General features: G+C 74.0%; 8 protein-coding genes. 4 read left to right on the forward strand and 4 right to left on the reverse strand.

All coding sequences use genetic code 11. The features are described from left to right. Window positions 1-196 precede the first annotated feature (196 nt). Together AB0B63_RS02365 and AB0B63_RS02370 are read left to right on the forward strand one after the other, a co-directional pair. Window positions 197-2434 carry a SpoIIE family protein phosphatase gene (locus tag AB0B63_RS02365; RefSeq protein ID WP_357013929.1) on the forward strand — a complete coding sequence of 746 codons (2238 nt, stop codon included), beginning with the start codon at window positions 197-199 and terminating at the stop codon, window positions 2432-2434. A 218-nt stretch (window positions 2435-2652) separates the two neighbouring features. Continuing rightward, the gene (locus tag AB0B63_RS02370; protein ID WP_357013932.1) at window positions 2653-3519 is read left to right on the forward strand and encodes an aldo/keto reductase; all 867 of its coding nucleotides are present in this window, start codon (window positions 2653-2655) and stop codon (window positions 3517-3519) included. Between the two features lie 1015 nt (window positions 3520-4534). On the opposite strand, the gene AB0B63_RS02375 is transcribed toward AB0B63_RS02370, so the two are convergent. The 3 genes from AB0B63_RS02375 to AB0B63_RS02385 all read right to left on the reverse strand — a co-directional run bounded on the left by AB0B63_RS02375 (window position 4535) and on the right by AB0B63_RS02385 (window position 8564). Next, window positions 4535-4924: a hypothetical protein gene (locus AB0B63_RS02375; protein WP_208569255.1), complete on the reverse strand. Its 390-nt coding sequence runs from the start codon at window positions 4922-4924 to the stop codon at window positions 4535-4537. Between the two features lie 88 nt (window positions 4925-5012). Next, window positions 5013-7304 (reverse strand): M48 family metalloprotease, encoded by a 2292-nt coding sequence (locus AB0B63_RS02380; RefSeq protein WP_357014388.1) that lies wholly within the window; start codon window positions 7302-7304, stop codon window positions 5013-5015. 306 nt (window positions 7305-7610) lie between these two features. Then, window positions 7611-8564, reverse strand: coding sequence for a LysR substrate-binding domain-containing protein (locus AB0B63_RS02385; RefSeq protein WP_357013936.1), 954 nt, complete (start codon window positions 8562-8564; stop codon window positions 7611-7613). Window positions 8565-8688: 124 nt separating this feature from the next. Here AB0B63_RS02385 and AB0B63_RS02390 point away from each other — a divergent pair, with 124 nt between their 5' ends. Next, a complete protein-coding gene (locus AB0B63_RS02390) occupies window positions 8689-9633 on the forward strand; it encodes an FAD-dependent oxidoreductase (RefSeq protein WP_357013939.1) in 945 nt (314 codons plus the stop codon). Between the two features lie 85 nt (window positions 9634-9718). Here AB0B63_RS02390 and AB0B63_RS02395 read toward each other — a convergent pair whose 3' ends face one another. After that, entirely contained in the window at window positions 9719-11215 is a 1497-nt protein-coding gene (locus AB0B63_RS02395) for a DUF3237 family protein (protein WP_357013942.1), read from the reverse strand. Between the two features lie 195 nt (window positions 11216-11410). On the opposite strand from AB0B63_RS02395, the gene AB0B63_RS02400 reads away from it, so the two are divergent. Then, on the forward strand, window positions 11411-13642 hold the full coding sequence (locus AB0B63_RS02400) for a tetratricopeptide repeat protein (RefSeq protein ID WP_357013945.1): 2232 nt from the start codon (window positions 11411-11413) through the stop codon (window positions 13640-13642). Window positions 13643-13697 lie beyond the last annotated feature (55 nt).

The following is a 13697-nucleotide window of genomic DNA, read 5'->3' on the forward strand; positions in this document are numbered from 1 at the left end:
GACCAGAGCGGGACGGCCGACGCGGGCGGCGCACCGGGTCGGGGTCCGCCGGGCGGGCCCGGCACGGGCCCGTCGGACAGCGGGGGCGACGTTCCGGCAGACCCGAACCGGATGATCGACAGACGTGCGGATCGGCCCACGCTGGTACGGTCCGACTGATGGGGAAGCGCTCGATCCGCAGAGCGGAGGTCCCGACATGACTCGCTCCGCCGCCGCTCCCCGGCCGCCGGACGACGCACGCTGGCGGGATCTGCTCTCCCGGGCCGGCCGGGCCGGCCGTCGGATCGTCGGGCGCGACTGGGCCGGCAGCCCGCTCGGGCCCGTCGAGGACTGGCCGGCGAGCCTGCGTACCGCCCTGGTGATCTGCCTGTACAGCCCCGAACCGGCCGCGATCTGGTGGGGACCGGAGCTCGTGCTGCTGCCCAACGACGGGTACCTCGCGCTGCCCGACCCGGTCGGCGCGCAGGAGCCGGGACAGCCCGGGGCGGCGGTCTGGCCGGACGCGGTGCCCAGGCTGACCGGGCTGCTGACCACGGGCCAGGTGACCTGCCGGCAGGAACGGGAGGTCGGCTCCGGCGCGGAGCACCGCCGACTGGTCTTCTCGTCGGCTCCGATCGTCGACGCCACCGGCCGGCCCGGCGGCGTCTTCACCACCGTCGCCGAGGCGGTCGGCCCCACCGGCGGGGCCACCGACGCCGACGACCCGACCGGATCCCCACGGTCGGACACCACCAGCGCCGGGACCGCCACCGGCACCGGGGTTCCCGCTGCGCGCCGCCGGGGCCCCGGCCAGCAGGCCCCACACCCGGCGGCCGGGGAGCGGCGTCAGGCGCTGCGGCAGGCTGAAGGGCTGGCCCGGCTCGCCGGGTCGCTCAGCGCCGCCGGGACCCGCGCGGCGGTGACGGACGTGGTCATCACGGTCACGCCGGCGCTGGTCGGGGCGACCGAGGTCCGGGTCGCGGTGGCCACCGCGGGCGCGTTGGACCTGACGGTGACCGACGGGAACGGCCCCGGTCGGCTCGCGGTGGCCGACGACGCGCCGCTGGCCCGCGCGGTACGCGAGGAGGCGACCGTCGCGCTGCCCGACGGGCTGTGCCTGCCGTTGCGCGACGGCACCGGCACCGTGCTCGGGGCGTTGGAGGTGCGCTGGGACGGGCCGGTCGCCGACGAGGAGGCCCGCCGGATCCTGCTCGACGCGGTGGCGGGGCTGTGCAGCCAGGCGTTACGCCGGGCCGAGCTGACCGCGTCCGCGCGGGCGATGGCGGAGTTCGCCGCCCGGCTCAGCGTCACCCGGTCCACCGGTGAGGCGATCGAGGTGATCCTGGACGCCGCGCCGATGGCCCTCGGCGCGGCGCTGCCCGGCCTGGCGATGCGCGACGAGGGCCGACGGGTCCGGCTGTGGCACGCGGAGCTGCCCAGCGGGCTGGTCGCCACCTTCGACGACCTGACCATCGACGATCCCCGGCCGATCGCCCGCGCGCTGCGCACCGGGGAACGGATCATCCTGCGTAACCGGGCCGAGTTCGCCGCCCGGCATCCCGACCTGCCGGACCCGGCCGGCGAGTACGGGATGGTGACCACCGTCGTGCTGCCGCTGCTGGACGCCTCCCGGCGGCCCATCGCCGCGCTGGGCTTCGGCTGGCCCCGCGAACGTCCGCTGCCCGACGACGACCTGGCGTTGCTGGACACCATCGCCGACCTGTGCGAGCAGACCCTGGAGCGGGTCCGGTTGGCCGCCGCCGAGCACAACCTGGTGACCCGGCTCGCGGGCCGGCTGCGCACCTCGGCCACGGTCGGGCCCCCCGGTCTGGACGTGGCCACCCGCTACCAGCCGGCGATGAGCGGCCTGCACCTGGGCGGGGACTGGTACGACCTGGTCGACCTCGACGACGGCCGGCTGGCCGTGGTGGTCGGCGACGTGGTGGGCCACCAGGTCGAGGCGGCGGCCGACATGGCGCAGTTGCGGACGGTGGTGAACACCCTGATCCGGTCCGGGGTGCCGCTGGCCGAGGTGTTCCCCCGGTTGACCGGGCTGCTCGGGGTCGGGTTCCTCGGCACCTGCCTGGCGATGGTCGTCGACCCGGTGGCCGGCGAGGCGCAGGTGGCCCGGGTGGGGCATCCGCACCCGGTGCTGCTGCCGGCGGGGCGGCCCCCCGAGACGGTCTGGACGGGGCACTCGCTGCCGCTGGGGCTGGTCCGTGATCCGGTGCCGGTGACCACGGTGGCGTTCGGCCCGGGTGACCTGCTGGTGGCGTACACGGACGGGTTGGTGGAACGGCGCGACCAGGCGTACGACGCCGGGGTGACGGCCCTGCACGAGGTGATCGTGCCGGTGCGCGACCAGCCGGTGGAGGCGATCGCGGACACCCTGCTGGCCAAGCTCTCCGGTTCCGACGACGACCAGGCGCTGGTGGTCATCCGGCACGTCGGCTGAGCACCGGACGCCGGATGCCGGGGGCTGAATGCCGAGGGCTGGATGCCGGGCCGGGCGCCGGGTGACGGTGCCGCGTGACGGGGCGGGGTTGGTGCGGCGACGGGAGACGGTGCCCACATTCGGCCCGTGGGTGTTGCCGACGGCGATCTTCGGGAAAGGCGTTGAGGCGGTGGCTAGATTTGCCGCTGACGACAACGAACAGGATCGGGGTACGGCACATGGGGTCCAGCAGTCAGCCCGCGAAGGCGTCCGGCACCTACCGGATCGGTGGCGACCTCCAGGTCGACCGGCTCGGGTACGGGGCCATGCAGCTCACCGGACCGGGGGTGTGGGGTGACCCGAAGGACCCGGCCGAGGCGGTGCGGGTGCTACGCCGGGCGTACGAGCTGGGCGTCACGTTCATCGACACCGCCGACTCGTACGGGCCGTTCGTGTCCGAGCTGCTGATCAGGGAGGCGCTGCACCCGTACGCCGACGACCTGGTCATCGCGACCAAGGCCGGGCTGACCCGCTCCGGGCCGGGTGACTGGCGGCCGGTGGGGCGGCCGGAATACCTGCGCCAGCAGTGTGAGCTGAGCCTGCGGCACCTGGGCGTGGAATCGATCGGGCTCTACCAGCTGCACCGCATCGACGCGAAGGTACCGCTGGCCGACCAGCTCGGCGAGTTGGCCCTGCTCCAGCAGGAGGGCAAGATCCGGCACATCGGGTTGTCCGAGGTGACCGTCGCACAGATCGAGGCGGCGCAGCAGATCACCCCGATCGTGTCGGTGCAGAACCTCTACAACCTGGCCGACCGCAGTGCCGAGGACGTCCTGGAGCACTGCGAGCGCAACGACCTGGCGTTCATCCCGTGGTTCCCGATCGCCACCGGCAACCTGGCCAAGCCGGGCGGCCCGCTGGACGCCATCGCCACCGGCCACGAGGCGACGCCCGCCCAGCTCGCGCTCGCCTGGCTGCTGCGCCGCTCGCCGGTCATGCTGCCCATTCCGGGTACGTCCTCGGTCGGTCACCTGGAGGAGAACGTCGCCGCCGCCCAGGTGCAGCTCACCGACGAGGAGTACGACGCCCTGGCCAAGGCCGCCTGACCGACCCGCCCCTCACCCGACGACCGCCCCGGCACAGCGCCACGCCCCACAGGTCACCGTGGCAGCCCTCCGGTTCACCACGCGCCACGATGATGCCCACGCGCCATCACGGCGGACGAGGTGCCGACGCCCGGCTGCACCGACAGTCGCGGGAATCCCGGGGCGTCGTCGTGTCCGTGTTCCGTGCGCGGTGTTCCCGTGTCCGTGTTCCGTGCGCGGTGTTCCCGTAACCGCAACAACGGCGGCGGGGCGGGGGCGGGCGGCAGCTGGTGGCCGCGGGCGACAGCGACGGCGGTGGCAGCGGCCGGCGACAGCGGTGGCAACGGCCGACGACAGCGGTGGCGGCGGCCGGCGACAGCCGCGGCGGTCACGGTGGCGGCGGTGACGGGCGGAAGGTGTACAGGGGGTGGACTCGACGGACGGCGCGGCGGCGATGGTGGTGGTGGTAATGATGATGATTAGTGGGGGGTCCAGCGCCGACGTTGACGGCTCGGCCCTCCGCACCGGCGTGTCGCGCCTGAGGTAATAGGCCGAACAAACGTTGATGCCTGTCCGTCATAAATATGACGGACAGGCATCAACGTCTCGATGAGAAAGTACACCGGACACCTTCGCCACCGCCGAGCACTCAGCTGGGCGATGTAGCGGCATCGCGGGCTGGGATACCGCTACCTCGCCCCTTGCCTTGCTGAGCGTCGACGGGGGCGGAGCGACCTACCCGCGGGATCCGGGGAAAGCGGGATCCGGGAAACACGGGACCCGCCCACCCGAGACCCACCGACCCCGGACCAGGAGCGGGACCCGCCGACGAGACCCACCGACCTCGGGACCAGCCGACCCCGGACCAGGAGCGGGACCCGCCGACCCGAGACCCACCGACCCCGGACCAGGGGCGGGACCCGCCGATGCGAGGGCCGCCGACGCGGGCCCCAGGTGCCGGGACTCGCTGGCGCGGGAGCCCACCGACGCGGGCGCGAGGGCCCACAGACGTGGGGGCAGGGCCGGCCGACCGCCGTCAGCCGGCGGGGGTGACGTCGGTCCCGGGGTCGTCCGGGCGCAGCGCCCGCTGTGCCTCGTCGAGCAGCTTCGCCGGGTCGGAGCGCCCGCTGACCTGGATCTCCACCTCGGAGTCGCCCACCTGGAGCCGGATGCTCACCTCGGTACGCTGCTGGTCCACCCAGCTCTGCACCAGGTTGAACAGGCCGGGCAGCAACCCCTGGGCCACCACCGCGATGATCACCGCGTCGCTGAAACCGGGCCGCCCACCGGCCTGCCCGGCGTCGCGTACCAGGGTGCGGTAGCGCGGGTCGCGGTGCAGCCAGGCCAGCAGCGGCACCCGGTGCGGCCCGGCGGCACGCGGGGCCAGCACCAGCCGGGCCGGGGCGGTGGAACGGGGGGCGGTCATCTCGATCTCCCTATCAGTCGTCGCCACGGTGCGACCCGGCACCGGACGGCACCGTCGACACCGGGTGGCTCAGTCGGCACACGCCGGCTCAGTCGTCACCGGGTTGGAAGGTCAGCTTGCCGTCGACCACCGACAGCACACCGCTGACCCCGACCGTCTGGGTGTCGCTGAACGGGGTGGTCCCGAAGTAGCCGGCGGTGCTGCCGGTGGCCCGCGCCGACCCCTGCGACTCGTACGCGGTGGAGACCCGCGCGGTGGTCGGGCCGGTCAGGGTCAGCTCGATCCTCGGGTATTCGGTGATCTTCCAGGCGATCTTCTTCACCGTCGAACCGCCGCTGTAGTAGCGCAGCGGGCAGCCCGGTGGCGCGGCCACCGCCTGCGCCGCGCAGCCGTCCAGGTAGGACCGCACGCTCTGTTCCGCCGCCGCCAGCGCCTCGGGTCGCAGAGTGGGCGTCAGCTCCGCGCCGCTCACGCTCTGCTGCCCGGGTACGACGTAGACCACCCGGGGCGCCGTCTCGCTGAGCGCGTTGCTCTCCCCCGCGACCGTGTACGCCCCGGGCAGCAGCGGTACCGCGACCCCCTCCTCACCGGTGGGTGCGGGCACCCCGTTGACGGTCAGCGGGGCCGGGCCGCCGGGCAGGGTCAGGGTCGCCGGGGCGGCGTCGAGGTGCCAGCGGTGGAACAGCCCGAGCACGGCGGAGTCGTCGCGGCGCAACGGCAGCTCGGCGGTCAGCTTCCGCCCGGCGAGGGTGTAGGCGACCGTCGCGATCGCCTCGTCGCCGTCGCGTTCCACCCCCGTCACGGAGACGTCGGTGGGCGGGCGATAGTCCTTCGCCGCCACCATCCGGGCGAGCTGCCCGCTGTCGCCCAGCGCCGCCCGCACGCCGGGGGTGAGCCGTTCGAGCGCCTCGGGGGCGTCGTGGTCGTCCAGGGCCGCGAAGTAGTCGTTGACGGCCGCCTGGGGACGGAAGAACGCCCACTGGGTCGCCGTCAACCCCCCGCCGAGGCAGCTCACCAGCACCAGCGCGCCGACCAGCAGCAGCGCCCGGCGGGAACCGACCGTCGCACCCGTCGTACCGCCGAACAGCTCGTCGAGGCCGCGCGCGGTGGCCGCGCGGTCGGTGGCCGGGTCGGGGACGGGGTGGTCCAGCCGGTCCAGGCGCAGCTCGGACGGCGGGTGGGTCGCGCAGACCGCCTCGTCCCAGCCGCTGCGCCCGGTCTCGAAGGAGCGCCGCCGCTCCAGCATGGCGCGCATCCCCTCCCGGTGCCCGGCGAGCACCGCGCCGGTGTCGGCCCGGTACTCGGCGGCCCGGACGTCCCGGCGGTGGCAGGGCAGGACCAGGTAGCGCATGGTGAGCAGCACCGGCCAGAAGAACAGGAACACCACGAAGTCGGTGGCCGGGTGCGGGAACCGGCGCATCAGCCAGGCCGGCAGCGCGTGCACCAGCACCAGCGGCAGGCCGACACCCCGGATGAACGCGCTGGTCACCTCGTCGCCGGTACGCCAGTGCACCAGTTCGTGGCTGAGCAGCGCGGCGATCTCCTCGTCGGTGCAGTCGAGTACGGCGGTGCTCACCACCACGTGCCGGGCGTACGCGCGGGCGTTGGTCAGCACCGGGTCGTCCTCGATCAGCAGCCGGGGTTCACCGGGCAGACCGAGCCGGGCCGCGCAGTCGCTCAGCAGCGGGCGCAGCCGTTCGGCCTCGCGACGGCTGAGCAGACGCGCGCCGGAGACCCCCAGCAGCCACGGTTCCAGCAGCACCCGCCCGACGGTGTAGAGCAGCCCGACGAGGCCGGCGGCGACCACCATCCCGGCCAGGCCGGTGAAGAGGTTCGCCGGCTCGTCGAAGGCGTTGCGCCAGGGCAGCACCAGCACGGCCAGGAAGCCGACCAGCGCGCCGAGCGCGAACCCGGCGAACCCGCCGACCACCCCGCCGGAACGTGCCACGAAGGCTTCCAGCAGCGGCCCGACCAGCGGGGCGTCCCGCAGCAGCGCCGGCACCGCCTCCTCGGACTGGGTGCCCCCGGCGATCAGCCCGTAGAGGCCGAGGGCGAGGCCGCCCCAGACCGCCGCTACCAGCGCCAACGGCACGTAGAACCAGGTGGCCAGGAACGAGCCGAGCACGCCCCGCCAGTCCCGCAGGATGCCGGCGCGCAACCAGACCAGGGCGCTCGGGTAGCCGGGCGGGCGGTGGGCGAACCGGTCCCCGGATTCGTCGGCGGGCGACCCGGCCACCGCCCCGGCGGGCGGCGCGGTCGGCGACCCGGCCAGTGGCGCGGCCACCGCCCCGGTGGGCGGCGCGGTGGGCGACCCGGCCGGTGGCGCGGTCGGGGCCGGGGCGGGGTCGACTTCGGGTCCGGGCTGCGGGGCGCTGTCCATGTCGGACACGTCAGGGCTCCTCGACTACAGCGTCACCTGCCGAAACGGCGGGACGATTCCATGGGCACGGCCGAACGACCCACGAGCAGGGTGGGGCGGTTCCACGAACACGGCGGTTCGTACGGGCCGTGGGAGGCAGCACATTACTCGCTGCGAATGCGCTCGGCGATTCATATCCACCGGCAGAAACGTCGGGACCGTTCATTGTCGGATATCCGTCCGAGTGCGCCGGGTTCGTCGAGCAATGGCGGCGAAACTGCGCCGGCGAACGGGTCCACACCCCCAGCGACGACGACGCATGACGGATCAGCAGGTGGCGAGCAGGGCGACGAGCCGGCGGACGGCCGGGTCGGTGGTGCCGGTCCGCCAGGCCAGGGCCACGTCGACGGTCGGCACCGGGGCGGCGAAGCGCCGCAGGCGTACCCCCGCGACCTTCAGGGCACGGGCCCGGCCGGCCGGGACGGCCGCGACCACGTCGCCGCCGGCCACCGCGCGCAGCAACTGTTCGTCGTCGGGTTCCTGGCGGACCAGGTGGAAACCGCCGTCGGGCCACACCTGGGCGATGGTGCGGTCGAACATGCCGGGGCCGTTCTCCCGGGGCCACATCACCGCCGGCAGCCCGACCACCTCGGCCCGGCGCACCCGGGCCCGGCCGGCCGCGAGCGGATGCCCCACCGGCACCGCCAGCAGCAACTCCTCCCGGTCGACGGTGTGGCAGGTCAGCCCCGCCTCCGGTAACGGCGGACGGACGAAGGCGACGTCGAGCCGACCGGTGAGCAGCCCGGTCACGTTGGGTGCGGTCCAGCCGGTCTCGGGGACGACCTCCACCTCGGGGTGCGCCGCCCGGAACCGGGCCACCAGCGCGTCCACCCGACCACCCCGGGCCGAGCGGGTGTACGCCAACCGCAGGCGACCGCCGCGCCCACCGACCAGGTCCCGGATGCGGGCGGTGGCGGCGTCCACCTCGGCGAGCAGCCGACGGGCCTCACCTGCCACCTGCGCGCCCACCCCGGTCAGCGTGCAGCCGTGACTGTCCCGGTGCAGCAGGGTCACCCCGAGCTGCCGTTCGAGGGCGCGGATCTGCTGGCTGAGCGCCGGTTGGGCGATCCGCAGCCGGGCGGCGGCCCGGGTGAAGTGCAGTTCGTCGGCGAGCACCACGAAGTACCGCCACCGGCGCAGGTCCCACCCGTCCCGCCCTGGGTCCGGCCGGTCCCGGTCGTGGTCCGGTCGGGTCGGACCGGTGGTCGGCGGTGCCCCCATCCGGGGAGCATAAGCGGCCCTTATCGCCGGCCGCCGATTCTGTCTTGGACCGGTCCGTCGGGTCGGGGAGACGATCCAGGTCCGGCCGTCCGCCATGCGGGCGGCACCGACGGGGAGGTCGACGATGGACACGGACGTGCTGGTGGTGGGGGGCGGGATCATCGGGTTGACGGCGGCGGTGCGGCTGCGGGAGCGGGGCGTACGGGTGACGCTGCTGACCGCCGACCCGCCCGCCGACACGGTGTCGGCGGTGGCCGCCGCCGTCTGGTATCCCAGCCACACCGACGCGGACCCCCGGGTGCTGCGCTGGGCCACCGAGACGCACACGGAGCTGGGCCGGCAGGCCACCGCCGGGGTGCCCGGGGTGGTGGCCCGGCCGACCCGGATGCTGCTTCGCCGGCCGGGGGTGGGCCCGCCGTGGTGGGCGGCGGCGACCGGCGACCTGGTGACCGGGCCGGGCTTCGGCCCGTACGCGGCGCAGCTGCGGTTCACCGCCCCGACGGTAGAGATGTCGCCCTATCTGGACTGGCTGCGGGACCGGTTCACGGCCGCCGGTGGGGTGCTGCGGGCCGGTCGGCTCGACCGCCTCGACGACGGCTTCGCCCTCGCCCCGATCGTGGTCAACGCCACCGGCCTGGCCGCCGGCCGGCTCGCCGACGACCCGGCGGTGCACCCGGTACGCGGGCATCTGGTGCTGGTGGCGAATCCGGGCCTGACCACCTCGGTCCGGGACGAGGAGAACCCGGCCGGGATCACCTACGTGCACCCGCGCCGGCACGACGTGGTGCTCGGCGGCACCTTCGAGCCGGACGAGTGGGACACCGGGCCCGACCCGGCCACCTCGGCGGCGATCCGGGCCCGGTGCGTGGCGCTGGTGCCGGAACTGGCCGACGCCCCCGTGCTGGGGGTGCGGGTCGGGTTGCGGCCGGCCCGGCACGGTGGGCCGAGGGTGGCGGTGCGGGCCGCGCCGGGGCGGCGGCTGGTGCACGCGTACGGCCACGGGGGTGCCGGGGTGACGCTGTCCTGGGGGTGCGCCGACGAGGTGGCCCGGTTGGCGCTGGACACCTGACCGGTGCCACCCGGCCCCGCCCCACCAGGGGGACCGTGGGACGGGGCCGGGCGTCGGGGCGGAGGGGCGGGCACCCTCCCCCGCGCTAGCGGCGTTCGTAGAAGGTGATGCTCACGCCGCCCGGGGCGGAACTCGGGTCGGAGCTCAGCCAGGTGTTGGCGTTGAGGAAGGCGTACGGGCCGGCGGCGCGGGCCTCGAACGTCGGCACCAGCCGGCCGAACGCCCCGCAGTTGCGGACCAGGATCAGCTCCCGGTCGTTGGTGGACAGCACGTACCGGGCGTCGAGCGTGCTGGTCGCGCCGATGAGCTGGTAGTCCGCCCCGCCGGGCAGGACGGTCCCGGTCACCCGGCCGGTCATGGTGCCGCCGGTGATGGGGATGATGTTGCGGGTGCCGCGCTTGCTGGCCCCGACCGAGACGCTGGCCCCGAGTGTGACGGTCTCGGTGAACACCGCCGAGCCCCGGGTGCCGCTGCCGGTCAGGCAGTCCCACGACTGGTCGGCTATCCCGGCCGGGTCCCGCAGCTGCACGCGCGGGTCGGCCGGGGACACCCCGGCGACGTCGTACACGGCCAGGGTGAGGGTGTTCGTCGCGGTGTCGACGGTCCGGGTGCCGACGTAGGTGCCGGTGTTCAACCAGGCGTACGCGCTGGAGTTCGGGGCCTCGAAGTCGGGCACGATCCGCACGGTGGACTCGCCGGCCGGTGCGACGCCACAGGTGCGCAGGTAGATCGGGGTGCCGTCGCCGGTGCGCAGGATGGCGACCTGTTCCAGCTCGGTCGCGCCGTTGCCGAGGGTGAGTTCGAGGTCGAGGCCGCCGGTGAGGATGCTGCCGTTGATCCGGTCGCCGGTGATCGTGCCGCCCCGGATGTCGAGGATACGGCGGTGGCCGTACTGGGTGACGCCGACGTCGCGGATCGCGCCGAGTTGGGCGGTGGCCCGGAACACCAGCCGGCCACGGGTCGGGGGCACGAGGCCGGTGGACCGGCCGCAGGTCCAGGACGGGTCGGGCACGATGGTCGCCTCCGCGCCGCTCGGGGTGGTGCTCGGGGTGGGTGGTGGTGGGGTGGTCGGTGCCGGGGTGGTCGGCGGCGGGGTGGTCGGGGTGGGTGGCGGCGTGGTGGGCGGTGGGGTGCCCGGGGTGGGTGTGGTCGGCGTCGTGGGTGTGGTGCTGCCGGTGCAGGGGGTGCCGTTGAGCGCGAAGTCGGTAGGTGCCGGGTTGCTGGCGTTGTTCCACGAGCCGTTGAAGCCGAACGACGTGCTCGCCCCGGTGCCGAGCGCGGCGTTCCAGGTGGTGTTGCCGACGGTGACCCGGCCGCCGTTCTGGCTGGCGGTGCCGTTCCAGTACTGGGTGATCTGCTGGCCGGCGGTGAACGACCAGGTGAGCTGCCAACCGTTGATGGGGTCACCGAGGTTGGTGACGGCGACGTTGGCCCCGAAGCCGCCGCTCCACTGGCTGGTGACGGTGTAGGTCACCCGACAGCCGGTGGCGGCGGAGGCGGCGGAGGCGACCCCGACGACGCCGACCAGGGTGGTGGCGGCGAGCGCTCCCGCGAGCAGGGGCCGCCGGTGTACGAGCCTCATCTGGTCCTCCCGGAGCGGCAGCGCCACGCCTTGCACGCACGGTTATGTTTCATCGAGTGTCCCGATCGGACAAACTTCTGTCAATCGATGAATCTCGATTGCCTGCCGTCGACTTCCGGCCGGGCGGCGCGCCCACCCCGACACCCCTGAAGATCGTTTCGTGTCCTTGTGGTGACCCTCGGTAGGGTGTCGCGCATGGATCGGGGTGCCTGGCGTCGGCATGCGTGGTGGGTAGGCATCCCGGGGGTGGTCGCCGGGTTCGGCGCCTGGGCAGCGGTGGCTGACGACAAGACCGGCTGGACGGTCATCTCCGCTGCCGCCGCCGGGGTGGTCGGGGGCTTCGGGCCGACGGTGGCCGACCGGCTGGCGGCCACCCGGGAGGCCCGGCGGCGACGGGAGGACGCGCTGCACGGGGTGACGTCGGCCGAGCTGCCGGAGTCGGTGGCGTGGCTGCTGCACCCCGGACAGGCGGTGGTCGACTTCATCGGTCGCGGCTGGGTGCTGCGCCAACTGGAATCCTGGGCGACCGACCGCACAGCGGTGGCGGTACGCCTGCTGACCGGCGCGGGCGGGGTGGGCAAGACCCGGTTGGCCCGGGAGTTCGCCGGCCGGCTGCCCGGTTGGCGGTGCGAGTGGATCCACGCCGGGGCCGAGGAGCAGACGGCCGCCCTGATCGCCTCGGGCGGCGTACCGTCGCGGTTGCTCGTGGTGGTCGACTACGCCGAGACGCGGGACCGGGCCGGCGTGGCGGCGCTGGTCTGCGCGGCGCAGCGGGCCACCGGGGTGCGGGTGCTGCTCATCGCCCGGGGTGCCGGGCTGTGGTGGGAGACGCTGTCGGCGGCGTACCCGCAGCAGGCGCAGTTGCTCGACGCGGTGACCGGCCGGTCGCAGGTGGTGGAGCTGCCGGCCCGGATCGAGGAACGCGAACCCGGCGAGATCGTCGCCCTCGCGGCACGGGACTTCGCCACCCAGCTGGCGCGGCCGATGCCGGCGGTCGAGGCGCGGGACCGCCCGGCGGACACGCCGGTGCTGCGCCTGCACGCCGAGGCGTTGCTGACCGTCCTGGACGGGAGACCCCGGCACGGCCGGTACGACGTGCTGACCGAGCTGCTGGGGCACGAGGCCCGCTACTGGCGGTTCGCGGCCCGCCGGGCGGGCCTGCTGGCCGCCGACGACCCGGCGTCGGATGCACTGCTGCGGCAGGTCGCCGGGGTGGCGGCGCTGCTCGGCGCGGCCGGGCCAGACGAGGTCGCCGGCCTGGTCCGGCGGGTCCCCGCGCTGGTGGCCGCCGAGCCGGAGCGGGTGGACCGGTACGCGGCGTGGCTGGCCGACCTGTATCCGGCCACCGACGGCACCGGGCTCGGCGTGGTGCAGCCCGACCTGCTGGCCGAGACGCTGGCGGTGCGGGTCCTGATGGACTACCCGGCCGCCGCCCGGGCGCGGGTGTTCACCGGCCTGACGGTGGCGCAGGCGGTACGGGCGCTGACGGTGCTCGGCCGGGCGAGGACGCACCAGGGCGACGCGGCGGCGCTGATCGAGGTGGCGTTGGCGGTGGACGTGCCCCGGATGGTCGAGGCGGTGATCCTGGTCGGGGTGCAGTTCCCGGGGGTGTTCACGCCGGGCGCGGTGCGGCTGCTGGCGGACGCGGAGATCGATCTCGGATGGGCGCGACGGGTCGTCGGCCTCGTGCCGTATCCGTCGATGGAGTTGGGACGGCTGGCGCTGGCGCTGACGACCCGCATCGTCGCCGGTTTCACCCCGGACACCCCGCCTGGAGCTCAGGCCAACTGGATGGGTGAACACGCCATACGTCTGGCCGTGGTCGGACGACGAACCGAAGCCCTCACCGCAAGCCAAGCAGCCGTCAAACTCCACCAAGAACTCACCACCACCAACCGCGACGCCCACCTCCCCGACCTCGCCAAATCACTCAACAACTACGCGATACGACTCGCCGAAGCCGGACAACACACCGAAGCCCTCACCACCAGCCAAGAAGCCGTCAAACTCCGACGCGAGCTCACCACCATCAACCGCGACGCCCACCTCCCCGACCTCGCCAGATCACTCAACAACCACGCGATACGACTCGCCGAAGCCGGACAACACACCGAAGCCCTCACCACCAGCCAAGAAGCCGTCAAACTCCACCAAGAACTCACCACCACCAACCGCGACGCCCACCTCCCCAACCTCGCCACATCACTGTGGAACGTTGGTTTCGTTGCGCTGATGGTCGGCAGCGTCACTGAACAGGTCATCGCCATGACCGCCGAGGGCGTCCGGTACTTCGACGAACTCGCTGCGACGGAACCAGCAGCCTTCGAGGAATCTCGTCAAGCAACCAGACACACGCTGGACGAGTTGCGTCGCGTTGCTACCGGCGAACAGGATGCCTCGTATTCCGGGGAATCCGAGGCATCCTGAAGCGCCCTCGCAAACAATCTTCACGTGCTGCCTGTAGGCGCCGATCGTGCAGTGC

The organism is Micromonospora sp. NPDC049081, assembly GCF_040648835.1.
Taxonomy (GTDB): Bacteria; Actinomycetota; Actinomycetes; order Mycobacteriales; family Micromonosporaceae; genus Micromonospora; species Micromonospora antibiotica.